The 22,522-nt window shown below is 58.8% G+C and carries 22 protein-coding genes and 1 pseudogene; 16 read left to right on the forward strand and 7 right to left on the reverse strand.

The genetic code is table 11. The annotated features are described in order from the left end of the window. On the forward strand, window positions 1–110 hold a 110-nt coding region (locus AC13DJ_RS00665; RefSeq protein ID WP_482932797.1), incomplete at its 5' end, for an IS3 family transposase. An 85-nt stretch (window positions 111–195) separates the two neighbouring features. Here the strand turns inward: AC13DJ_RS00665 and dapE are convergent. The 6 genes from dapE to map form a co-directional block, all read right to left on the reverse strand. Further along, on the reverse strand, window positions 196–1,326 hold the full coding sequence (gene dapE, locus AC13DJ_RS00670) for a succinyl-diaminopimelate desuccinylase (RefSeq protein WP_474543601.1): 1,131 nt from the start codon (window positions 1,324–1,326) through the stop codon (window positions 196–198). A gap of 10 nt (window positions 1,327–1,336) precedes the next feature. After that, window positions 1,337–2,365: a 2,3,4,5-tetrahydropyridine-2,6-dicarboxylate N-succinyltransferase gene (dapD, locus tag AC13DJ_RS00675; protein ID WP_022989858.1), complete on the reverse strand. Its 1,029-nt coding sequence runs from the start codon at window positions 2,363–2,365 to the stop codon at window positions 1,337–1,339. A gap of 53 nt (window positions 2,366–2,418) precedes the next feature. After that, window positions 2,419–2,760, reverse strand: a complete 342-nt coding sequence (locus AC13DJ_RS00680; RefSeq protein WP_022989859.1) for an ArsC family reductase — start codon at window positions 2,758–2,760, stop codon at window positions 2,419–2,421. 105 nt (window positions 2,761–2,865) lie between these two features. After that, a complete protein-coding gene (gene dapC, locus AC13DJ_RS00685; protein ID WP_474539740.1) occupies window positions 2,866–4,062 on the reverse strand; it encodes a succinyldiaminopimelate transaminase in 1,197 nt (398 codons plus the stop codon). After that, complete coding sequence (locus AC13DJ_RS00690) at window positions 4,059–6,704, reverse strand: [protein-PII] uridylyltransferase (RefSeq protein ID WP_273131883.1); 2,646 nt, start codon at window positions 6,702–6,704, stop codon at window positions 4,059–4,061. The genes dapC and AC13DJ_RS00690 overlap by 4 nt, the downstream gene beginning before the upstream one ends. Further along, window positions 6,705–7,475 (reverse strand): type I methionyl aminopeptidase, encoded by a 771-nt coding sequence (gene map / locus AC13DJ_RS00695; protein ID WP_022989862.1) that lies wholly within the window; start codon window positions 7,473–7,475, stop codon window positions 6,705–6,707. It lies immediately after the preceding gene. 303 nt (window positions 7,476–7,778) lie between these two features. Here map and rpsB point away from each other — a divergent pair, with 303 nt between their 5' ends. The 15 genes from rpsB (at window position 7,779) to rnhB (ending at window position 22,386) form a co-directional block, all read left to right on the forward strand. Next, window positions 7,779–8,528: a 30S ribosomal protein S2 gene (gene rpsB, locus AC13DJ_RS00700; RefSeq protein WP_022989863.1), complete on the forward strand. Its 750-nt coding sequence runs from the start codon at window positions 7,779–7,781 to the stop codon at window positions 8,526–8,528. A gap of 95 nt (window positions 8,529–8,623) precedes the next feature. After that, window positions 8,624–9,493 (forward strand): translation elongation factor Ts, encoded by an 870-nt coding sequence (tsf, locus tag AC13DJ_RS00705; RefSeq protein WP_482932830.1) that lies wholly within the window; start codon window positions 8,624–8,626, stop codon window positions 9,491–9,493. 180 nt (window positions 9,494–9,673) lie between these two features. Continuing rightward, window positions 9,674–10,402: a UMP kinase gene (pyrH, locus tag AC13DJ_RS00710; protein ID WP_022989865.1), complete on the forward strand. Its 729-nt coding sequence runs from the start codon at window positions 9,674–9,676 to the stop codon at window positions 10,400–10,402. A gap of 18 nt (window positions 10,403–10,420) precedes the next feature. Beyond that, a complete protein-coding gene (gene frr / locus AC13DJ_RS00715) occupies window positions 10,421–10,978 on the forward strand; it encodes a ribosome recycling factor (RefSeq protein ID WP_022989866.1) in 558 nt (185 codons plus the stop codon). Between the two features lie 62 nt (window positions 10,979–11,040). Next, window positions 11,041–11,811, forward strand: coding sequence for a polyprenyl diphosphate synthase (gene uppS / locus AC13DJ_RS00720; RefSeq protein ID WP_482932831.1), 771 nt, complete (start codon window positions 11,041–11,043; stop codon window positions 11,809–11,811). A gap of 19 nt (window positions 11,812–11,830) precedes the next feature. Further along, on the forward strand, window positions 11,831–12,682 hold the full coding sequence (locus AC13DJ_RS00725; protein WP_482932836.1) for a phosphatidate cytidylyltransferase: 852 nt from the start codon (window positions 11,831–11,833) through the stop codon (window positions 12,680–12,682). Next, window positions 12,679–13,863 (forward strand): 1-deoxy-D-xylulose-5-phosphate reductoisomerase, encoded by a 1,185-nt coding sequence (gene ispC / locus AC13DJ_RS00730; protein WP_482932832.1) that lies wholly within the window; start codon window positions 12,679–12,681, stop codon window positions 13,861–13,863. The genes AC13DJ_RS00725 and ispC overlap by 4 nt, the downstream gene beginning before the upstream one ends. A 49-nt stretch (window positions 13,864–13,912) precedes the next feature. Continuing rightward, window positions 13,913–15,262, forward strand: a complete 1,350-nt coding sequence (rseP, locus tag AC13DJ_RS00735) for an RIP metalloprotease RseP (RefSeq protein ID WP_278350111.1) — start codon at window positions 13,913–13,915, stop codon at window positions 15,260–15,262. A 45-nt stretch (window positions 15,263–15,307) separates the two neighbouring features. Beyond that, a complete protein-coding gene (bamA, locus tag AC13DJ_RS00740; RefSeq protein WP_482932833.1) occupies window positions 15,308–17,626 on the forward strand; it encodes an outer membrane protein assembly factor BamA in 2,319 nt (772 codons plus the stop codon). 42 nt (window positions 17,627–17,668) lie between these two features. Continuing rightward, complete coding sequence (locus AC13DJ_RS00745; RefSeq protein ID WP_273131890.1) at window positions 17,669–18,166, forward strand: OmpH/Skp family outer membrane protein; 498 nt, start codon at window positions 17,669–17,671, stop codon at window positions 18,164–18,166. A 39-nt stretch (window positions 18,167–18,205) separates the two neighbouring features. After that, on the forward strand, window positions 18,206–19,231 hold the full coding sequence (gene lpxD, locus AC13DJ_RS00750; RefSeq protein ID WP_482932834.1) for a UDP-3-O-(3-hydroxymyristoyl)glucosamine N-acyltransferase: 1,026 nt from the start codon (window positions 18,206–18,208) through the stop codon (window positions 19,229–19,231). Between the two features lie 17 nt (window positions 19,232–19,248). After that, a complete protein-coding gene (gene fabZ / locus AC13DJ_RS00755; RefSeq protein WP_200861362.1) occupies window positions 19,249–19,683 on the forward strand; it encodes a 3-hydroxyacyl-ACP dehydratase FabZ in 435 nt (144 codons plus the stop codon). Further along, window positions 19,683–20,474, forward strand: a complete 792-nt coding sequence (gene lpxA, locus AC13DJ_RS00760; RefSeq protein WP_482932835.1) for an acyl-ACP--UDP-N-acetylglucosamine O-acyltransferase — start codon at window positions 19,683–19,685, stop codon at window positions 20,472–20,474. Before fabZ ends, lpxA begins: the two co-directional genes overlap by 1 nt. Window positions 20,475–20,488: 14 nt before the next feature. After that, window positions 20,489–21,667, forward strand: coding sequence for a lipid-A-disaccharide synthase (gene lpxB / locus AC13DJ_RS00765; RefSeq protein WP_473802577.1), 1,179 nt, complete (start codon window positions 20,489–20,491; stop codon window positions 21,665–21,667). Continuing rightward, window positions 21,667–22,386 carry a ribonuclease HII gene (gene rnhB, locus AC13DJ_RS00770; RefSeq protein WP_474539741.1) on the forward strand — a complete coding sequence of 240 codons (720 nt, stop codon included), beginning with the start codon at window positions 21,667–21,669 and terminating at the stop codon, window positions 22,384–22,386. The genes lpxB and rnhB overlap by 1 nt, the downstream gene beginning before the upstream one ends. Window positions 22,387–22,407: 21 nt before the next feature. Here rnhB and AC13DJ_RS00775 read toward each other — a convergent pair. Further along, window positions 22,408–22,522, reverse strand: a pseudogene (locus AC13DJ_RS00775) (IS630 family transposase); the annotation flags it as partial.

Genomic DNA, 22,522 nt, shown 5'->3' on the forward strand with positions numbered 1-22,522 from the left:
GACACGGTATTGAGCAGTACATTGACTACTATAACCACCACCGGATCCGGCTGACACTCAATGGCCTGACTCCGGTGGAGTACAGAGAGCAGGCTGCCGCTGCAGCCTGATTAAACTGTCCAAGTTTTAGGGGTCACTTCACGCGGCCCTAAGGCCCAAAGACGCGCGTGGGTCTGACCCCTCTGTGGCACGAAATCACCCCAGCAGTTCCAACAGTATCTGCTCGTAAATCTCTGACAGGGTATCCAGATCGTCAGCCTTCACGCATTCGTCCACTTTGTGGATGGTGGCGTTGATGGGGCCGAGTTCTACTACCTGCGCGCCGGTGGGGGCGATGAAGCGGCCGTCTGAGGTGCCGCCGGAGGTGGAAAGCTCGGTTTCGCGGCCGGTGACGGTGCGGATGGCGTTCTGGCTGGCAGACACGAGGGCGCCTTTGTCAGTCAGGAAGGGGCGACCGCTGAGGTGCCACTGCAGGTCGTACTTCAGGTTATGGCGGTCCAGCACGGCCACTACCCGCTCTTCCAGGCTTTCTGCGGTGTTCTCTGTGCAGTAGCGGAAGTTGAAGTGCACCAGGCATTCCCCGGGGATGATGTTGCTGCCGACACCGGACTCAATGCGGGTAATCTGGAACGTGGTTGGCGGGAAGAAATCGTTGCCGTTGTCCCAAAATTCCTTTGCCAGGGCATCCAGTGCCGGTGCCACGGTGTGTACCGGGTTTTCCGCCATGTGCGGGTAGGCTACGTGGCCCTGTACCCCGTGTACGGTCAGGTAGCCGTGCAGGGAGCCACGGCGGCCGTTCTTGATGACGTCGCCCACCTGGTGCGTACTCGACGGCTCGCCGATCAGGCACCAGTCCATTTTCTCGTTTCGGGCTTCCAGGGTTTCCACCACCTTTACCGTACCGTCCTGGGCCGGGCCTTCTTCGTCGCTGGTGATCAGCAACGCGATAGAGCCCCGGTGGTTCGGGTTGTTCGCCACAAAGCGTTCGCAGGCGGTTACGAAGGCGGCCAGGCTGCCTTTCATATCCGCAGCGCCCCGGCCGTACAGGTAACCGTCTTTGATCACCGGCTCAAACGGCGCGTGGGCCCAGTTCTTCTCCGGGCCGGTCGGAACCACATCGGTATGGCCGGCAAAGGCCAGCACAGGCCCCTCTGAACCCTTGCGGGCCCAGAGGTTGTCGGTGTCACCAAACCGCATGTTCTCGCCAGCAAAGCCCAGTGGTGCCAGGCGTGACATCATCAACTCCTGACAGCCAGCATCGTCTGGAGTGACCGACGGACGGCTGATGAGGTCCATGGCGAGTTCTAGGGTGGGGGACAGGGACATGTGACGGCCTTTAGTTGTTTGCGTGCAGTTCTTCGTTCAGTTCAATCGCGGTTTTGTTGGTCTTGCACTCGACCGCGCCGGTCAGGCTGTTGCGGCGGAACAGCAGGTCGTTCTTGCCGGCCAGGTCGCGGGCTTTAATGACTTCTACCAGATCGTTGTTGTCGTCCAGCAGGTTCACCTTGGTGCCGGCGGTGATGTACAGGCCAGCTTCAACCGTGCAGCGGTCGCCCAGCGGGATGCCGATGCCGGCATTGGCGCCCAGCAGGCAGTTTTCGCCGACGGAGATGATGATGTTACCGCCGCCAGACAGGGTGCCCATCGTGGAGCAGCCGCCACCCAGGTCGGAGCCCTTGCCGATGATCACGCCGGCGGAGATGCGGCCTTCGATCATGCTGGTGCCTTCGGTACCGGCGTTGAAGTTGATGAAACCTTCGTGCATGACGGTAGTGCCTTCGCCCACGTAGGCGCCCAGACGAACCCGGGATGTGTCGGCGATGCGCACGCCCTTGGGTACCACGTAGTCGGTCATCTGCGGGAACTTGTCTACAGATTTCACTTCCAGGGTGCGGCCTTCAATACGGGCTTGCAGCTGGCGCTCCGGCAGTTCGTTCAGGTCGATGGCACCTTCGTTGGTCCAGGCGAGGTTCGGCAGCAGGCCGAAAATGCCGTCCAGCTTCAGGGTGTGGGGCCTGGCCAGACGATGGGAAATCAGGTGCAGCTTCAGGTAAACCTCGGGGGTGCTGGAGGCGGTGTCGTCTGTCGCCAGTACAGTAACCACCACCGGGCGCTTGCTGTTGGCAGCCTGCTCGGCCAGCCTGGCCTGCTCGGTCTGGCCCAGCTGGCGCAGGGCGTTAGCAAACTGGCTCAGTTGCTCGGCGCCGGCTTCGATGGCCTGGTTGCCGCCTTTGTAGTCCAGCGCGGTTTCAACCACGTCGATCAGGTCTTTGCCTGGGGTCATGATCGGCTGCTGGTAGTAAACCTCCAGCCACTCGCCCTGGTTGTTCTGGCTGCCGATGCCAATGCCGAATGCAAAACTCATCTGATCTGCTCCTGTACTAAAAATTTAAGAATGTATTCCGTGGCCGAAAAAAGTCAGTCAGTCCACGCAGCCCACTGGTCTGCGTTAAAGCCCACGCTTACCTCGTCGCCCCGTTCCACAACCGGGCGTTTGATGATGGAGGTGTTCTCCAGCATGATCTGGTGGGCACTTTGGGCGCTAATGGTATCACGAACCTCATCCGGAAGTTTCCGCCAGGTGGTGCCCCGTTTGTTGATCAGCGCTTCCCAACCCAGGGCCTGTTCCCACTGGCTCAGCTTCTCGCTGGAGAGGCCGTCTTTCTTGAAGTCGTGGAACTCGTAGGCGATGCCGTTTTCGTCCAGCCACTTGCGGGCTTTTTTGACGGTGTCGCAGTTTTTGATGCCGTATAGTTTCATGGTTCAAAACCTCTTTTTGCCACGGACACTCACGGACCCACACGGACGAAAGCAGAAATATCCGTAATCACTTGTCCGTGAGTGTCTGTGAGTGTCCGTGGCTAATCAATTTTGTTTCACAAACTCAACAATCCGCCGAGCCGCCTCCACACACTCCTCCAGCGGTGCTACCAGCGCCATTCGTACGCGGTTTTCGCCGGGGTTGTGGCCATCTACGGTGCGGGAGAGGTAGCGCCCGGGCAGTACGTGTACGTTCTGCTGGGCGGATAGTTCACGGGCGAAGGTTTCGTCGCTCATGGGCGTTTCCGGCCATAGATAAAAACCGGCATCCGGGAAGTCTACGTTCATCACTTCGCGCAGGATGGGTACCACGGCCTCGAACTTGGCCCGGTAGGCGGCACGGTTCTCCCGTACGTGGTCTTCGTCGTTCCAGGCGGCGATGCTGGCCAGCTGGTTTTGAACGGGCATGGCGCAGCCGTGGTAGGTGCGGTATTTCAGGTAGCTGGCCAGTACCTCGGCGTCGCCAGCCACAAATCCGGAGCGAAGGCCCGGCAGGTTGCTGCGCTTGGACAGGCTATGGAACACCACGCAGCGTTTGAAATCGTGCCGACCGATGGCGGCGCAGGTTTGCAGCAGGCCTTCGGGCGGGTTGGCTTCGTTTGGGTAGAGTTCGGAGTAGCATTCGTCGGAGGCGATCAGGAAATCGTGGCGGTCGGCCAGTTCGATCACTTTTACCAGGGTTTCCCGGGGAATCACGGCGCCGCTGGGGTTGCCCGGGGAGCACAGGAACAGGATCTGGCAGTCCTTCCAGACCGATTCCGGAACCGCATCGAAGTCCGGAATAAAGCCGTTGCTTGCGTCGCGGGGCAGGTAGACCGGATCGGCACCGGCCAGGAACGCTGCGCCTTCATAAATCTGGTAAAACGGGTTTGGGCTGACCACGGTTGCTGGCTTGCTGGAATCTACAACCGCCTGCACCAGGGCAAAGATAGCCTCGCGGGTACCGTTAACCGGCACCACGTGTTTTGCCGGGTCCAGTGTGCCCTCGGCCAGCTGGAACCGGCGGCTGGCCCAGTTGGCGATGGCTTCGCGCAGCTCGTCCAGGCCTTTGGTGGTCGGGTAGTTGGCGAGTTTGTCCAGGTTGTCGGCAATCACCTGTTTAACAAAGGCGGGTGACGGGTGTTTGGGTTCGCCGATGCCCAGTGAAATCGGTGCCAGGTGCTCCGGCACGCTGATGCCGGCTTTCAGTTCGGCCAGCTTTTCAAAGGGGTAGGGGTGCAGTCTTTCCAGGTTTGGATTCATTGAATATCGTCCAGCATTTTACTCATGTGCTGTTGTAGGGCCTGGCATACGTTCGGGTCGCTCAGGGGTTTACCGTGTTCGTCGGTAATAAAGAAAACGTCCTCTACCCGTTCGCCCAGGGTGGCAATCTTGGCGTTGGTCAGGCGCACCCGGTGTTCCAGTAATACCTGGCCAATCCGTGCCAGCAGGCCCGGACGGTCGGGGGTGATGACTTCCATCACCGTGCGCTGATTAATGGTGTCGTTGGAGAAAGTCACTTCGGTAGGAAATGCGAAGTGCTTCAACTGGCGCGGAGTGCGCCGGTGGATGATGTCGGGGTAGTCTTCCGGATCGTCCAGTTCTTCGATCAGCCGCTTGCGAACCCGCTCTTTGCGGGCCGGGTCAACACCCAACGGTTGGCCCTGCTCGTCCAGCACCACGTAGGAGCTGATGGAGTAGGGGCCTTCACTGGAGTTGATGCGGGCGTCGACAATGTTCAGGTTCAGCTGTTCCAGTACCGCGGTGGTGGCGGCAAACAGGGCGACCCGGTCTTTCATATAGATGATGATTTGCGAATAGCCGTCTGTGGGGCCACCCCGGGTGTCGCGGATCAGTACCAGCGGGTCCGGGTTGTCGCCGTGGCGGATAATCGCGGCGGTTTGCCAGGCGATATCCACGGTGGAATCCTGCAGGAAATATTCCTCATCGACCGTGTCCCAGATTTTGTCGATCTGTTCGTTAGTCATGTTCTGGGCGCGCAGGATTTCCCGGGCCTCTTCGCGGGTGGCGTCTATCCAGGCCTGGCGGTCTACCGGGGTATCGATACCCCGGCGCAGGGCTCGCTTGGCTTCGATATACAGTTGGCGCAACAGCGAGGCGCGCCAGGTGTTCCAGAGTTTCGGGTTGGTGGCACTGATGTCGCACACCGTGAGGATGTACAGGTAATCCAGGTGCGCCTGGCTGGGCATGGCCCGGGCGAAGGCCTGGATGATATCCGGATCGGAAATGTCCTTGCGCTGGGCAGTCATTGACATGAACAGGTGGTTCTCCACCAGCCAGGAAATTAGCTGGGTATCCCGTTCGCTCAGGTGATGACGCTGGCAGAAGGCCTCGGCATCAATAGCGCCCAGTTCGGAATGGTCACCGCCCCGGCCCTTGGCCACATCGTGGTACAGGCCGGCAATATAAAGGGTATCCAGCTTGGGCAGCCGATGAATCAGGCGCGAGGCCAGGGGGTATTCGCTCTGGGCCTCGGTGCCGGTCAGTCGCACCATGTTGCGGATTACCCGCATGGTGTGGGCGTCCACGGTATAAATATGGAACAGGTCGTGCTGCATCTGGCCGATGATCTGGCCAAACTCCGGCAGGTAGCGGCCCAGCACGTTGTACTTCTTCATGGCGGACAGGGTCTGGTCCAGTGCATGGGGCGTGCGCATCAGTTCCATGAACAGGGTAGTGACAGCCAGGTCGTTACGGAAGGCATCGTCAATCAGGTGCCGGTGCGCCCGCAGTGAACGGATGGTGGTGGCGCGAATGCCTTTGATCTCCGGATGCTGCGCCATCAGCACAAAGATTTCCATGATGGCGTAGGGGGCGTAGGCGAACACCTGGTTGTTGATGGCTTCTATATACAGGTTGCGCATCTGGAAGCGCTTGTTGAGCGGGCGGATTTCGTCTTCCGTGCCGCTGCCGATAATCGCTTCGTCGTAATACTGCAAAAGCACGTCGGTGATTTCAGCCAGGGCCAGCACCGTACGGTAGTACTGCTGCATCATCAGTTCGACGCCCAGCCGCTTGCCCTGGTCCTGGTAGCCCAGCATCTGGGCCAGTGCCCGCTGGTGGTCGAACAGCAGGCGGTTCTCGTTGCGGTCGGCTATCAGTTGCAAGCCATAGCGCAGGCGCCACAGGAAGGTTTCGCCTTCGTGCAGAATCTGGTGCTCTTCCTCGGTGAGGATGCTGAAGCGGGTCAGGTCCGCGATGCTTTGCAGGCCGAAGTGGCGTTTGGTAATCCAGCCGATGGTCTGGATGTCCCGCAGGGCGCCCGGGGAGCCTTTTACGTTGGGCTCCAGGTTGTACTCGGTGTCGCCGTATTTCTTGTGGCGTTGCTGCTGCTCTTCCCGCTTGGCCACAAAGTAGGCCTTGTCGGAACTCACCTCGTCGGAGTAGGCCTGTTCGCTCAAGGCTTGCCGCAGGCTGTCTGGCCCGGCAATGGTGCGGGTTTCCAGCAGGTTGGTAAGTATCGAGATATCTTCCCGTGCGGCGGAGATGGATTCGTCCATGCTGCGCACGCTGTGGCCGATATCGAGTTTCAGGTCCCACAGCAGGGTAATGAAGGCGCCCAGATCGTCCTGCCACTCGGGCGCCATGCCCTCGCGGGTGAGGATCAGCAGGTCAATATCGGAGTGGGGGTGCAGTTCGCCCCGGCCGTAGCCACCTACGGCAATCAGGGCGATGTCTTCAGAGCGGGCGAACGGATATCGATTCCAGATCAGCCGGAGGACCGTGTCTACGGTGTCGGCCCTTGAGCGAACCAGGGCCCGGACGTCTGCGCCCTCGCGGAATGCATCGGCATCGGCGTCGTAACTCTCCCGCAGTAATTGCCGGGCCGCGGAGACCGGTGAGCGGTCGTTACTGATGCGGGACTCAAGCTCACTCCGGTCCACTTAGAAGGACTCTTCCGATCGCTTGGTCAGTACTTCGTGGCCATCGGCAGTTACCAGGATGGTGTGTTCCCACTGGGCAGACAGTTTGTGGTCCTTGGTCACGGCGGTCCAGCCGTCGGCCAGCATCTTGGTGTGGTACTTGCCCTGGTTCAGCATGGGTTCGATGGTGAAGGTCATGCCTTCTTTCAGTTCCAGGCCGGTTCCGGGCTTACCGTAATGCATCACCTGTGGCTCTTCGTGGAATACCGCGCCAATGCCATGGCCGCAGTAATCCCGAACGATCGAGTAACGGTGTTTCTCGGCGTGCTGCTGGATCACATGGCCGATGTCGCCCAGGCGTGCGCCCGGCTTGACCAGTTCGATACCTTTATAGAGGCACTCCTGGGTAATCTGGATCAGTCGCTCGGTGCCGGGCTTGGGCTTCCCGACAACCCACATCTTGCTGGTATCGCCGTGGTAGCCGTCTTTAATAACCGTCACATCGATATTAATGATGTCGCCGTCTTTCAGTACTTTCTTGTCTGAAGGGATGCCGTGGCAGACAACGTGGTTGACCGAGGTGCAGATAGACTTCGGAAATCCCTTGTAATTGAGCGGGGCCGGAATGGCTTTCTGCTCGTTCACAATGTAGTCGTGGCAGATGCGGTCGAGTTCCTCGGTGGTTACGCCGGGCTTTACGTGCTCGCCGATCATCTCCAGAACTTCAGCAGCCAGGCGGCCGGCTACGCGCATCTTTTCGATTTCTTCGGGGGTCTTGATAGATACCTGCATCGGACTTCCTGTTGATTTGCGTCAAACAGCCATTTTAAGGGGCATGGGGGTAAGGTACAAGGCGGGGTGGTGCTATGGATGCCATAGCTCCCGGTTAAGTTGCGGGGCAAAAATAATGGCGTGCGGCAGGTGCTTTGTGGTATAAACGCGCCCGCTGGAAACGAATCCGGCAAATTCACACACGTGTCAGCACGTTGTCCCAGGGTGCCGGTACCTGCTAGCAGCTCACATAATGCGCTTGCAGAGACTGGTTGGGGCAATCGGACGCGTGGAGGTCTAACCCGAAGCTAAAAGGTAAATGTCATGGCTCAGGTAAATATGCGTGACCTGCTGAAAGCAGGTGCTCACTTTGGTCACCAGACTCGTTACTGGAACCCGAAAATGGGCAAGTTCATTTTCGGTGCCCGCAACAAGATTCACATCATCAACCTGGAGCAGACTGTTCCGGCCATGAATGAAGCCCTGAACTTCATTCAGTCCCTGGCTGAGAACAAGAACAAGATCCTGTTCGTTGGCACCAAGCGTGCTGCCGCCAAGATCATCAAGGAAGAAGCCGAGCGTTCCGGCCAGCCGTTCGTTAACCACCGCTGGTTGGGTGGCATGCTGACCAACTACAAGACCATCCGTCAGTCTATCCGTCGCTACCGTGACCTGGAAGCCCAGAGCAAAGACGGTACTTTCGACAAGCTGACCAAGAAAGAAGCCCTTGAGCGTACCCGTGAAATGGACAAGCTCGAGCGTTCCATTGGTGGTATCAAGGATATGGGCGGCCTGCCTGACGCGCTGTTCGTTATCGACGTAGACCACGAGCGTATCGCCATCAAGGAAGCCAACAAGCTGGGCATTCCTGTAATCGGCGTTGTTGATACCAACAGCGATCCGGACGGCGTTGACTACGTGATCCCGGGTAACGATGACGCCATCCGCGCCATCCAGATCTACGTGAAGGCTGTTGCTGATACCTGCCTGGAAGCTTCCCAGTCTGCAGGCGGTGCTGACGAGTTTGTTGAAGTCAGCGAGAACGCCGAAGGCGCTGCTCCGGCTGCCGAGTAACACTTAAACTTCACGTTTGAGTTGTAAGGTATGCCCGCCTGTTTATCCGGGCATACCTCCCCACCGAATTCGGAAACGATTTAAGAGGATTGAACATGGCTGCAATTACCGCTGCAATGGTCAAAGAGCTGCGTGAGCGTACCGGCCTTGGCATGATGGAATGCAAAAAGGCACTGGTTGAAGCGGGTGGCGACGTTGACGCTGCAATCGAAGAGCTGCGTAAGTCTTCCGGCCTGAAAGCCGCCAAGAAGGCTGGCCGTACCGCTGCTGAAGGCGTGTCTCTGGTAAAAGTGTCTGACGACAACACCGTTGCCTACATTCTGGAAGTGAACTCCGAGACTGACTTCGTTGCTCGTGACGACAACTTCATGGGCTTCGCTAACGACGTTCTGAACGTTGCTTTCGAAAAAGGCGAAACCGACGTTGCAGCCCTGATGGCTGGCGATCTGGAAGCCAAGCGTGAAGCGCTGGTTCAGAAGATCGGCGAGAACATCACTGTTCGTCGTGTCATCAAGGTTGAAGGCCCGGTTGTAGGTGGCTACGTTCACAGCAACAACAAGATTGCTTCTGTTGTAGCTCTGAGCGCCGGTAACGAAGAGCTGGCCCGCGACATCGCCATGCACGTTGCCGCTGTTAACCCGCGCGTTGGCAAGCCGGACGAAATGCCTGCCGAAGAGCTGGAAAAAGAGAAGGAAATCATCAAGGCCCAGCCGGACATGGAAGGCAAGCCTGCAGAGATCATTGAAAAGATGATGGGTGGCCGTATCAAGAAGTTCCTGGCTGAGAACAGCCTGGTTGAGCAGCCGTTCGTCAAGAACCCTGACCAGAAAGTGGGTGATCTGATCAAGGCCGCCGGTGGCGACCTGGTTGGCTTCGTTCGCCTGGAAGTGGGTGAAGGCATCGAGAAAGAAGAAGTGGATTTCGCCGCTGAAGTGGCTGCTGCCGCTGGCACAGGCAAGGCCTGATCCCTCTTCCCGGCCCGGTCGCGCAAAGCGGCAGGGCTACCTGAGTCTGCCACGTCAGCCGGGTTTTCCCGGCTTTCGTGGCGGGCTTGTATCTGAGATACCCCTTTTCGAGGAGTATGTCAGATACAAGCCTGCAGCGGGTTTGATACCGGATAGCCAACAGACGAGAAGGGGATCACCATGTCGACATCTTCAAAAACCCAGCCCAGATACAAGCGCGTTCTGCTCAAACTCAGTGGTGAAGCCCTGATGGGCGAGCACGATTTCGGTATTGATCCCAAAGTTCTTGACCGCATGGCCCTGGAAATCGGTGCCCTGATAGGCATTGGTGTTCAGGTGGGGCTGGTGATTGGTGGTGGTAACCTGTTCCGTGGCGCCGCACTGAGCGCTGCCGGCCTGGACCGCGTAACCGGCGACCACATGGGTATGCTGGCCACGGTGATGAACGGCCTGGCCATGCGTGACGCCCTGGAGCGCTCCAACATTCGTACCCGCGTAATGTCTGCCATCCCAATGAGTGGTATTGTTGAACATTACGACCGCCGCCGCGCCGTGCGCGACCTGAAAGAAGGCGACGTGGTGATCTTCAGCGCCGGCACCGGTAACCCGTTCTTTACCACGGATTCGGCGGCCTGCCTGCGCGGTATCGAGATCGAAGCAGATGCGGTACTCAAGGCCACCAAGGTGGATGGTGTTTACTCTGCCGATCCCAATCTTGATCCTACCGCAGTAAAATATGACCACCTGACCTACGATGAGGTTCTGGAAAAGAAATTGGGTGTGATGGATCTGACAGCCATCGTCCTCGCCCAGGACCACGGTATGCCGCTGCGGGTTTTCAACATGAACCAGCCCGGCGTTCTTACCCGCATTGTGACGGGTGAGAGAGAAGGCACACTGATTGAATAACGAATTGAGGATTTTTACGTGATTAACGACATCAAAGCAGAAGCCGAAAAGAAAATGAAAAAGAGCCTGGAGGCTCTGGGTTCGGCGTTTAACAAAATCCGTACCGGCCGTGCCCATCCGGCCATTCTCGACAGCGTAATGGTGAACTACTACGGCCAGGAAACGCCCCTGAAGCAGGTGGCAAGCGTGAACGTAGAAGATAACCGCACCCTGTTGGTGGCGCCCTGGGAAAAGAACCTGGTACCGACCATCGAAAAAGCCATCATGATGTCTGACCTGGGCCTGAACCCGTCCACCAATGGCGACGCCATTCGCGTACCCATGCCCATGCTGACAGAAGAAACCCGTAAGGAAATGGTCAAGCAGGCCAGGGCCGATGCCGAGCACGGCCGGGTTTCTATCCGTAACGCCCGCCGGGACGCCAACAGCATGCTGAAGGATTTGCTGAAGGACAAGGATATCAGCGAAGACGACCAGCGCCGTGGCGAAGAAGAAATCCAGAAGCTGACCGACAAGCACATCGCTGAAGTGGACAAGCTGCTGAAGGTGAAGGAAGAGGACCTGATGGCGGTATAATCGCCCGGGTCTGTTCAGAGCAGAATGAGCGGCGGCTGGATGTCCGCCGCGCAGAGGATTTCATGACGGGACAAGTAACCGCAGAAATTCCGGTGGAGGCAGACAGCCGCCCCCGGCACGTGGCCATTATCATGGATGGCAATAACCGCTGGGCCAAGGCGCACCGGCTCAAGGGAGTGGCAGGCCACAAGGCCGGCGTGGATGCGGTGAAAGCCGTGGTAGAAACCTGTGCCCGGCAAGGCGTGGAAGTGCTCACCCTGTTTGCGTTTTCCAGTGAGAACTGGCGTCGTCCGAAAGACGAGGTTTCGGCGCTGATGCGCCTGTTCCTGATTGCCCTGGAACGGGAAGTCCGCAAGCTGCACCGGAATAACATTCGCCTTCGCATTATCGGCGACCGCTCCGCGTTTAATTCGACCCTCCAGGAACACATGGAGCGGGCCGAAACGCTCACCCGTGACAATACCGCCATGACCCTGGTGATTGCCGCCAATTACGGCGGCCACTGGGATATTACCGAGGCCACCCGGCAAGTGGCCCAAAAAGTGCGCGCTGGCGAGCTGGAAGCTTCAGATATCACTGATGACCTGATCCAGCGGCACCTGAGTATCGGTGACCTGCCCATGCCTGACTTGCTGATCCGTACGGCTGGCGAGCAGCGCATCAGCAATTTCCTGTTGTGGCACCTGGCGTACACCGAATTCTATTTCTCTGAGGTGTTCTGGCCGGACTTCAAGGCCGATCAAATGCAGAAGGCACTGGAAGCCTACGCCGGGCGCAAGCGCCGGTTCGGGCAAACCGATGACCAGATCGCCGCCCGCGCCACAAAACAATAACGATATAGCGACCAACACCGTGTTAAAAACCCGAATTATTACTGCGCTTATCCTGGCTCCTATCGCGATCGGCGGGATTTTCTTCCTGCCTCCGGTGGGCTTTGCTCTGTTTACCGGTGCCATTATCTCCCTTGGCGCCTGGGAGTGGGCCAATATGTCCGGTATCGAAGGCCAGCCGGGGCGCGTGATTTATGCCCTGATCATGGCAGGGCTTCTGGCCGTGATCTGGCAGTTGCAGGTGCCGGCCATAACAGTGCTCTGGCTTGCCCTGCTCTGGTGGCTGGTGTGCTTCGGGCTGGTAAGCCGTTACCCGGCGGGCGCCGATCGCTGGGGTGCCGTGCCGCTACGGGCCCTGATGGGGCTGTTTGTGCTGGTTCCCGCCTGGGTAGGGCTGAACCATCTGCGTACCGGCAGCTTCCAGTTCGGTGAGCTGACCAATAACCTGCTGGCTATTCTCTATATCTTCCTGGTGGTCTGGGTAGCGGATATCGGCGCCTATTTTGCCGGCCGGGCCTTCGGCAAGGCGAAGCTGGCACCGAAAGTGAGCCCCGGTAAATCCTGGGCTGGCGTGTGGGGCGGCCTGGCTGCGGTTGCTGCCCTGGCAGTGGCGGCCAGCCTGATTGCCGGCGCCGGTGCCGTGCAAACCGTTCTGCTGGTGCTGGCAAGCCTCGTTACCGGCCTGGTATCGGTGCTGGGGGATTTGCTGGAAAGCATGCTAAAGCGATTCCGTGGTATCAAAGACAGCAGCCAGTTGCTGCCCGGGCACGGCGGCATTATGGACCGTATTGACAGCCTTACTGCCGCGATTCCCGTCTTTGCCCTGATGATCACGCTGCTGGGCTGGTTGTCTACGGGTGTCTGGAATTTATGATCACACGCAGCATTACGGTACTGGGGGCAACAGGCTCAATTGGCCTGAGTACCCTGGATGTTATTCGGCGGCACCCGGAGCGTTTTTCGGTTCACGCCCTCACGGCGGGAACACGGGCACCGGAATTAGCCGCGCTTTGCCGGGAATTCCGCCCCCGGATAGCGGTGATGGCGGATGCCGGGGCGGCAGAGGAACTGGCTGGCCTGCTCGCCGATTGCCCCGACATTGACGTACTCAGTGGCGAGCAAGGGCTGATTGACGTGGCAGCAGCCGAACAGGCCGACACCGTAATGGCTTCGATTGTCGGGGCTGCCGGGCTGGCGCCGACACTGGCGGCGGTGTGCGCTGGCAAACGAGTACTGCTGGCCAATAAAGAAGCCCTGGTCATGTCCGGCCAGCTCTTTATGGATGCCGTGGCTGAATCCGGTGCTGAACTGCTGCCTATCGATTCGGAACACAATGCCATCTTCCAGTGCATGCCGGCAGACAAGGTGCGTAATCCGCAAGCCGCTGGCATTACCCGCATTCTGCTCACCGCCTCTGGCGGCCCGTTCCGCACTTTGCCGGCCGAACAGTTGCGCTCGGTAACGCCTGCCCAGGCCTGTGCCCACCCCAACTGGTCCATGGGCCAGAAGATTTCCGTTGATTCTGCCACCCTGATGAACAAGGGCCTGGAACTCATCGAGGCCTGCTGGCTGTTCAATACCTCGCCGGACAAAGTGGAGGTGCACGTTCACCCCGAAAGCATCATCCATTCCATGGTGGAGTATGCAGACGGCTCGGTGCTGGCGCAGTTGGGTAGCCCGGATATGCGAACTCCGATCGCCAATGGTCTGGCCTGGCCCGAGCGTATCGAAGCCGGGGTCGCTCCCCTGGACCTGTTCGCCATCGGCCGCTTTCACTTCGAGCGACCGGACTTGCAGCGTTTTCCGTGCCTGAGGCTGGCTGCTGAAGCCTTCGCCACTGGTGGCACCGCGCCAGCCGTCCTCAACGCCGCTAACGAAGTGGCCGTGGCGGCATTCCTGGAAGGCGGGCTGTGCTTTGCGGACATTCCCGTTATCATAGAGCGAACACTGGCGGCCACCGAAGTGGTATCGGCGGACAGTTTCGATACCATCTTCCAGAAAGACGCCGAAGCCCGCGAACGGGCAATGGAACAGATTCGCCTTTTATCGGTCTGATTCCGGCGGGGCGTGTTGCGCCGGCTTTCAGTTATCAACCGGACAGTCTATGCAGATTATTCAAAGCGTACTGGCACTTGCACTAACCCTCGGCATTCTGGTGACGCTGCACGAGTTCGGCCATTTCTGGGTCGCTCGCCGCTGCGGAGTCAAAGTGCTGCGTTTCTCTGTGGGTTTCGGTAAGCCGCTGTTTTCCTGGTACGACCGCCACGGCACCGAATTTGCCGTAGCCGCCATCCCTCTTGGCGGCTACGTGAAAATGCTGGACGCCCGGGAAGGCCCTGTGCCGGCCGAACTGGAAGACCAGGCCTTCACCTCCAAGCCGCCATCCCAGCGCATTGCCATTGCGGCAGCAGGGCCCGTCGCCAACTTTATTTTCGCTATCTTTGCCTACTGGCTGATCAGTGTGGTGGGAGTGACCACGGTAGCACCCATTGTTGGCGAAGTGGCGCCAGACAGCGTGGCCGAGCGCGCGGGCCTGCAGGAAGGTATGGAAATTCTGGGGGTGGATGGCCGCCAGGTAACATCCTGGCGCGACGTGAATATGCGCCTGCTGGAGCGGGCAGGGGAGCAGGGCCCCATTTCGCTGGAAGTTTCCCGTGATGGTGCCCGTGGTACCTTTTCAGCCCCGCTGAACGGCTGGAACCTCAGCAACGACGAACCCAATCCGCTGGCGGAATTCGGCATCACCCCCTGGCGCCCGGACGTACCGGCGGTGCTGGGTCAGATCAGTGAAGACGGCCGCGCCTCCATGGCGGGGTTGCAGCCCGATGACCGGGTTACCGCTGTAGACGGTGAGCCGGTGGCGGACTGGTTCGCGCTGGTAGATATCATTCGCGAGTCCCCGGAGCAGCAGCTGCAGTTAACCGTGGAGCGGAACGGGCAGACTCTGGATGTTCCGGTAACGCCGGCCACCAGAACGCTGGAAAACGGCCAGGACATCGGTTTTGTGGGCGCCGGGGTGCAGGCCATAAGCTGGCCGGACAGCGTGCTTCGGGAGATTAGCTACGGCCCGCTGGCGGCGATTCCCAATGCGCTTGAAGAAACCTGGGCCGACACCCGGCTGACACTGGTGGCCATCAAGAAGATGGTCACCGGCCTGCTGTCGCCCACTAACCTGAGCGGGCCGATCACCATCGCCCGGGTGGCGGAAGCCAGCGTCAGTTCCGGATTCGAGGATTTTGTCCGGTTCCTGGCGTATCTGAGTGTCAGCCTCGGGGTTTTGAACTTGCTGCCGGTTCCGGTTTTGGACGGCGGCCACATCGTGTATTACACCATCGAAGCCATCCGCCGGAAGCCGGTGTCGGAGCACGCGCAGGCGCTGGGATTACGAATTGGTATGGCTTTGATTCTGAGTTTAATGGTGTTTGCTCTTTACAACGACCTGATGCGGTTGTGAGAATTGCGGGCTCCTTACCGCACATTAACCAGGCGATAAAACTGAATGAGACGTTCCCTTCTAGCTGTAGCCGTTGGCCTCGCCATTACCGCAACCGGTATGAAGCCAGCGCTGGCGGATGAATTTACGGTTGCGGACATCGAGGTAGAAGGCCTGCAGCGGGTATCCGCCGGTTCCGTATTTGCCGGATTCCCGGTCAATATTGGTGAGCAGATTGACGAAACCCGCCTGGCGGGCGCCATCAAGAATCTGTTCGGCACCGGATTGTTTACCGATATCCAGGCCAGCCGTGATGGTGGCGTGCTGATTCTGACGGTGAAGGAGCGGCCATCGATTTCCTCCATCGAGATCGAAGGCAACAAGAACATCGAAACCGATATGCTGATGGATGCCCTGGCCGGGGCGGGCCTGGAAGAAGGGCAGGTGTTCCGCCGGGCCACGCTGGAGCGCCTGGAGCTGGAAATCCTGCGCTCCTACATTGCTCAGGGCCGATACAACGCCCGGGTCAAAGCGACCGCAGAAGAGTTGCCCCGCAACCGGGTAGCCGTGCGCCTGGGTATCAACGAAGGCTCGGTAGCCGCCATCCAGCACATCAACATCATCGGCAACAAGGATTTTAGCGACGAAGAGCTGATCGACCTGTTCGAGCTGCGCACCAGCAGTTGGTGGAACTCACTGACCAACAAAGACAAGTACGCCCGGGAAAGCCTGAGTGGTGACCTGGAGTCTCTGCGGTCGTTCTACCTGAACCGCGGTTACCTGGATTTCAGCGTCGAATCCAGCCAGGTGTCCATTTCACCGGACAAGAAGCAGGTGTTCATCGCCATCGCCCTGGATGAAGGCCCCCAGTACACCATCTCTGACATCCGCCTGCGCGGTAACGTGATTGTTGAGGAAGAGGAATTGCGCAAGCTGATTCCGGTTAAAGAGGGCGATGTGTTCTCCCGGGCCCAGATGACCGCCATTTCCGAAGCCCTGTCGTTCCGCCTCGGCCGTGAGGGCTATGCCTTTGCCAGCGTGAACGCCGTGCCGGAACCCGGCGAGGACAATACCGCCGCGGTGACCTTTTTCATTGAGCCGGGCAAACGGGCCTATGTGCGACGGATCAATTTCGAGGGCAACGTGTCGACTCGTGACGACGTTCTCCGCCAGGAAATGACGCAGATGGAAAGGGGCGTGGCTTCTTCGGATCGTATCGACTTCTCCAAGACCAGACTGGAGCGTCTCGGCTTCTTCGAGATGGTGAATGTTGAGACGGTACCAGTTCCGGGCACCGACGATCTGGTTGATGTGAACTACTCCGTGGCAGAACAGCCGACGGGCAGTCTTTCCGCTTCCGTCGGTTTCTCGCAGCAGTCCGGGGTGATTCTTGGCGCCAACGTGTCCGAGAATAATTTTTTCGGTACCGGGAAGCGCGTCTCTTTCGGTGTCAACGTGAGTAATTTTGTCAAAAGCGCAAACGTCTCCTACCTGGACCCTTACTACACGGTTGACGGCGTAAGCCGTGGCTACAGTCTTTTTGCCCGGCAAACCGATTATGAGGAAGAGTATATCTCCGCCTTCCTGCTGGACGAATATGGCGGCCGTATCACCTTCGGTTATCCCACGGACAATATCACCCGTTTGAACTTTGGGGCCGGGTTTACCCAGTCCAATCTTAAGGAAGGCCGGTTCACCTCACAGGAGGTCATTCAGTTCATTGATGAGGAAGGGGATTCGTTCAATAACTTCTTCCTCTTCGGCAGCTGGCGCCGCAGTACTTTCAACCGGGGTGTTCTGCCCAGTGATGGCCATAGCCAGTCGTTGTCGCTTGACGTAGCAGTGCCGGGCAGCGATCTGACCTTTTACAAGGTGACACACAAGACCGATTTCTACTATCCGGTGACTGACGATAATCGCTGGATCTTACGGGCGCGTTCAGAGATCGGTTATGGTGATGGTTACGGAGATCGGACCCAGATGCCGTTTTACGAGTACTTCTATGCAGGGGGCTACGGATCGGTTCGGGGGTACCGGGCCAACTCCTTGGGTCTCCTTGCTACGAACAACGTCAACGACCTCTCACGCCCGGATCCGTTCGGCGGTAACCTGCTCACTGAAGGTGGTGTTGAGCTGATATTCCCCACGCCCTTTGCCGGTGATACCCGCTCCATGAGAACGGCGTTTTTCCTGGACGCAGGTCAGGTGTTCAACACTGCGCGCGGTTTCGATCCGGAACTGAGCGAAATCAGAATGTCCGCCGGTATTGGCTTCCAGTGGATTACCGCTGTTGGCCCGCTGGCCTTCAGTCTGGCGAAGCCGCTGAACGACAAGCCGGGTGATAACACCCAGGTATTCCAGTTCTCTATGGGCCAGACATTCTGACGCCACTATAAAAAATAAAGGATGAAACAAAGGAGATTGAAGATGAACCGTGTGACTGCTTTGATTGGTGCCGCCTTGCTGGCCTTTTCGGCCCAGGCAGCTGCCGAAACCCGCATTGGTGTGGTGGATCTGCGCCAGGCCCTGTTTGCCTCGGATGATGCCCAGACCTTCAGCCAGCAGCTGCAGCGGGACTTCGCCGGAGATGAAGATAAGGTTCGCCAGGCCCAGGAAGAAGCCCGCAAGCTGAAAGACCGCCTGGAAAAAGACGGCTCCATGATGAACGAAAGCGAGCGTAACAAGGTGGCGGGTGAATTCCAGGAGAAGGTGCAGGAGTTCAACTTCCTCAAGCAACGCCTCGATGCCACGGTTAACCAGCGCAAGCAGCAGTTCCTTGAAAATGCCCGCCCGGAAGTGGATGTGGCGGTCAAAGAACTGCTGGAAGAGCATGACCTGGACCTGATCCTGCCCAGCGAAGCGGTGGTTTACGTGAAGCCGGAAATGAATCTGACGTCCCAGCTGCTGGACAAACTGAACAAGTAAAGAACAAGGGGCTCCCCGCCCCGGTGTTTGGAGAAGGCAATGTCACAGAAGTCCTATCGGCTCCAGGAAATAGCCGATGCGTTGGGAGCCAGTCTCCGGGGAGACCCCGATATCATGGTCAGCGGCCTGGCCACCTTGAAGGCCGCCGGCCCGGATCAGATCAGCTTTCTGGCCAATCCGGCCTACGGCAAATACCTGCAAGATACCCGGGCCGGTGCGGTTATCCTCTCACCTGTAGCCGCGGATGATTGCCCTACCAATGTCCTGTTACTGGACAACCCGTACATGGGCTATGCTCGCCTCAGTCACTGGTTTGACCCTGCGCCGGTGGCCTCAGCCGGTGTTCATCCCACCGCTGTGGTAGATGAGAGCGCCAGCATAGACAACACTGCCAGCGTGGGGCCCCACGCGGTCATCGAAGCCGGTGTGTATCTTGGAGCCCACGTTGTAATAGGCGCCGGCACCGTCATCGGCGCACGCAGCCGCATCGGAGACCACACGATTATCCGCCCCCGGGTTACCCTGGCCCACGACATTGTAGTGGGGCAGCGTTGCCATATCCTCAGTGGTGCGGTGATCGGTTCAGACGGTTTCGGCTTTGCCAACGAGCGGGGCCAGTGGCACCGCATTGCCCAACTTGGCGGTGTGGTGCTGGGTGATGATGTGGAAGTGGGCGCCAACACCACCATCGACCGTGGCGCGCTCGACAGCACAGTCATTGGCAACGGTGTGAAGCTGGATAACCTGATCCAGATCGCCCATAACGTTCATATCGGTGATCACAGCGCCATGGCTGCCATGGTCGGTATCGCCGGCAGTACCCGCATCGGCAAACACTGTGTGTTTGGTGGCGCCTCCGGGGTGGCGGGGCACCTGGAGATCGGGGATCAGGTGCACCTTACCGGCATGACGCTGGTAACGGGTGATATCCGAGAGCCGGGCGTGTATTCTTCCGGCACCAGTGCCGACACTAACCGGAACTGGCGCAAGAACGCCGTGCGTTTCAGGCATCTGGACAGCCTGGCCCGGCGCATAAAAGAACTGGAAAAGAAATCAGAGGGCTGAGGCCGATCAACATGCAGATGAAGATTGATGAGATTCTTGAGTACCTGCCACACAGATACCCGTTTCTGCTGGTAGACCGGGTTACCGATGTGGAGAAAGGTAAGTCGATCAAAGGCTACAAGAACATCTCCTTCAACGAGCCGTTCTTTACCGGGCACTTCCCGGATAACCCGATTATGCCCGGCGTGCTGATTATCGAAGCCATGGCCCAGTTGGCGGGCATTCTCGGTTTTGTGACTGTAGAACGGAAACCCTCTGATGGCGTGATACAATATTTGGCTGGCTCCAGCAAAGCGCGCTTCAAGCGCCCCGTGGTGCCGGGAGACCGCATGGATATGGAGGCTGAATTTGTCTCCGCCAAGCGCGGTATCTGGAAATTCAATTGCCGGGCACTCGTTGATGGCGAAGTGGTGTGCGTGGCAGAAATCATGACCGCTGAGAGAGAAGCTTGATGGCGACAAATGACTGGTCGGGTGTCCATCCTCAGGCGATTGTAGACCCGTCAGCCAAACTGGCAGACAACGTAACCGTAGGCCCCTGGAGTTACATCGGCCCCGGTGTGGAGATCGGCGAGGGTACCGAGATTCTCTCCCACGTGGTGGTCAAGGGCCCAACGGTAATCGGTCGCAATAACCGCATTTTTCAGTTTTCCAGCATCGGTGAAGAGTGTCAGGACAAGAAATACGCCGGCGAGCCCACCACGCTGGTGATTGGTGATAACAATATTATCCGCGAAAACTGCACGATTCACCGTGGCACGGTCCAGGACCGGGGCGAAACCCGTATTGGCAGCGGCAACCTGCTGATGGCCTATGTACACGTGGCCCATGATTGCATCGTAGGCGACAACACCATCCTGGCCAACTGCGCCACCCTGGCCGGCCACGTCTCCGTAGGCGACCATGCTATTCTCGGCGGTGGCACCATGGTGCACCAGTTCTGCCACATCGGCCCCCACAGCATGGCGGCTGGCGGCAGCATCGTACTCAAAGACATTCCTGCCTATGTGATGGCGTCTGGCCAGTCTGCCCAGCCCCATGGCATGAATGTGGAAGGCCTGAAGCGTCGTGGCTTCAGCAAAGACGTGCTGATGGCCCTGCGCCGCGCCTACAAGGTGGTTTACCGTCAGGGCCTGACCACCGAGCAGGCGATTGAAGAACTCGAGAAGTCCTTTAATGACGTGCCGGAAGTCCGCCCGCTGATTGACTCGCTCCGGGGAGCGGATCGCGGCATCATTCGCTGAGCCAGGAGGCCCTGGTGGCAACCGCTGAAACCGGGCAGGTCAGCTCCCGCAAGGTAACCATTGCAATCATCGCCGGCGAGGCATCGGGGGATATCCTCGGTGCCGGGCTGATTCGCTCGTTGCGCAAACGCTATCCGAAAGCCCGCTTTGTGGGCATCGGCGGCGATGAAATGATCGCCGAAGGCTTTCACTCCCTGGTACCCATGGAAAGGCTTTCCGTGATGGGGCTGGTGGAAGTGCTCGGGCGCATTCGCGAGCTGTTCAGTATCCGTGCGCGCCTGCTGGAATACTTCTTCACCACACCGCCGGACGTGGTCATCGGTATCGATTCCCCGGATTTCACCCTGGCGATTGAACGCCGCTGCCGGGAAGCCGGTATTCCCTCGGTTCATTACGTAAGCCCCTCGGTCTGGGCCTGGCGCCAGAAGCGAATTTTCAAGATTGCCAAGTCTGTCGACCTGATGCTCACCCTGTTTCCCTTCGAAGCCCGTTTCTACGAAGAGCACAATGTGCCGGTGGCCTTTGTGGGGCACCCGCTGGCTGACAGAATTCCCATGCAGCCAGATACAGGGGCGGCCCGCAAGGCACTTGGCCTGAACCTCGATCAGCCGGTTCTGGCAGTATTGCCCGGCAGCCGGGGTGGGGAAGTTGAGCGCCTTGGCACCCTGTTTCTGGAGGCATCCCGCTGGCTGCAGGAGCGCCGCCCGGATATCCAGCTGGTGATTCCCTGCGTCAACCGGGACCGGGAGAAACAGGTAGAGGGTCTGGTAGAGGCGCTGGAAGTGAAACTGCCGGTTACCCTGGTGCGTGGTCGTTCCCGGGAGGTGATGGCGGCCAGCGATGTGGTATTGCTGGCCTCGGGCACGGCAACCCTGGAAGCCATGCTGCTCAAGCGCCCTATGGTGGTGGGCTACCGGTTGAGCAACCTCAGCTACAAACTGCTGTCCCGTCTGGTGAAGGTGCCCTGGGTGGCCCTGCCGAACCTGCTGGCGCAACAAGGCCTGGTGCCGGAGTTGCTGCAGGATGACGCCACACCGGAGGCCCTGGGCGCCGCCGTGCTGGAGCGCATGGAAAACACCGAAGAGCGCGAGCAGTTGCAGCAAGCCTTCAGCGAGTTGCACGAAAGCCTGCGCCAGAATGCGGACGAACGCGCTGCAACCGCTATTTCCGAATTAATGGAGCGCCGGCGCTGATGGCCGCAAAAGACCTTCCACCATTTGAGTGCAGCTACAAGGGTCGGTTACTGGCAGGGGTTGATGAAGTGGGCCGCGGCCCGCTGATTGGAGCAGTGGTGACTGCGGCCGTGATACTGGACCCGGAACGGCCGATTGAGGGCCTGGCGGACTCCAAGAAGCTCACCGAAAAGCGCCGCCTGAAGCTGTACGACGAGATCCTCGAAAGGGCCGCTGCCTGGAGCCTGGGCCGGTGTGAGGCATCGGAAATTGACCAGATCAATATCTACCAGGCTACCTTGCTGGCCATGACCCGTGCGGTGGAAGGCCTGGCTCTCGAACCTGAATACGTATTGGTAGACGGCAACCGTTGCCCGGATTGGCGCTGGCCCTCCGAGCCGGTGGTGAAGGGCGATGCCCGGGTTGAGGCGATCAGCGCCGCGTCTATCCTCGCCAAGGTCACCCGCGACCGGGAAATGGAGATGCTGGAGCAGCAATACCCCGGCTACGGTCTGGCCCAGCACAAAGGTTATCCCACGCCGGTGCATCTGGAAGCGCTGAAACGCTTGGGTGCAACACCGGACCACCGGCGGTCGTTTCGGCCTGTTCAGGAGGCAATAGACACAGCGGGACTGTACCAAAGGCATCTCAGCATCGACGATAACGTGGCTTATCCGTCGGACCTGTTTGAGGGGCTTGATGACGGCACGGGTTGTGGCTCTGCCCAAGCGGGAGACTAGTGTCCCGTCTGGGTAATCCCTTTATTTATTATCAATAACACTCAGCTTTGCTCGCGTCACTGAAGTCATAATCGATTCTGCACTCTTGTGCCAGCGGAACGGCTTTGCCAGTTTCTCATTATGAGTTTGGATAAAG

Source organism: Marinobacter sp. L-46 (assembly GCF_056859535.1).

What these genes read in the sequence shown, in the direction of transcription:
- fabZ (WP_200861362.1), top strand. Translation starts at nt 19,249, where the DNA reads ATGAAGATTGATGAGATTCTTGAGTACCTGCCACACAGATACCCGTTT.
- ispC (WP_482932832.1), top strand. Translation starts at nt 12,679, where the DNA reads ATGATCACACGCAGCATTACGGTACTGGGGGCAACAGGCTCAATTGGC.
- dapC (WP_474539740.1), bottom strand. Translation starts at nt 4,062, where the DNA reads ATGAATCCAAACCTGGAAAGACTGCACCCCTACCCCTTTGAAAAGCTG.
- AC13DJ_RS00745 (WP_273131890.1), top strand. Translation starts at nt 17,669, where the DNA reads ATGAACCGTGTGACTGCTTTGATTGGTGCCGCCTTGCTGGCCTTTTCG.
- bamA (WP_482932833.1), top strand. Translation starts at nt 15,308, where the DNA reads ATGAGACGTTCCCTTCTAGCTGTAGCCGTTGGCCTCGCCATTACCGCA.
- lpxA (WP_482932835.1), top strand. Translation starts at nt 19,683, where the DNA reads ATGGCGACAAATGACTGGTCGGGTGTCCATCCTCAGGCGATTGTAGAC.
- pyrH (WP_022989865.1), top strand. Translation starts at nt 9,674, where the DNA reads ATGTCGACATCTTCAAAAACCCAGCCCAGATACAAGCGCGTTCTGCTC.
- map (WP_022989862.1), bottom strand. Translation starts at nt 7,475, where the DNA reads ATGCAGGTATCTATCAAGACCCCCGAAGAAATCGAAAAGATGCGCGTA.
- rpsB (WP_022989863.1), top strand. Translation starts at nt 7,779, where the DNA reads ATGGCTCAGGTAAATATGCGTGACCTGCTGAAAGCAGGTGCTCACTTT.
- uppS (WP_482932831.1), top strand. Translation starts at nt 11,041, where the DNA reads ATGACGGGACAAGTAACCGCAGAAATTCCGGTGGAGGCAGACAGCCGC.
- AC13DJ_RS00680 (WP_022989859.1), bottom strand. Translation starts at nt 2,760, where the DNA reads ATGAAACTATACGGCATCAAAAACTGCGACACCGTCAAAAAAGCCCGC.
- lpxD (WP_482932834.1), top strand. Translation starts at nt 18,206, where the DNA reads ATGTCACAGAAGTCCTATCGGCTCCAGGAAATAGCCGATGCGTTGGGA.
- dapD (WP_022989858.1), bottom strand. Translation starts at nt 2,365, where the DNA reads ATGAGTTTTGCATTCGGCATTGGCATCGGCAGCCAGAACAACCAGGGC.
- rnhB (WP_474539741.1), top strand. Translation starts at nt 21,667, where the DNA reads ATGGCCGCAAAAGACCTTCCACCATTTGAGTGCAGCTACAAGGGTCGG.
- dapE (WP_474543601.1), bottom strand. Translation starts at nt 1,326, where the DNA reads ATGTCCCTGTCCCCCACCCTAGAACTCGCCATGGACCTCATCAGCCGT.
- rseP (WP_278350111.1), top strand. Translation starts at nt 13,913, where the DNA reads ATGCAGATTATTCAAAGCGTACTGGCACTTGCACTAACCCTCGGCATT.
- tsf (WP_482932830.1), top strand. Translation starts at nt 8,624, where the DNA reads ATGGCTGCAATTACCGCTGCAATGGTCAAAGAGCTGCGTGAGCGTACC.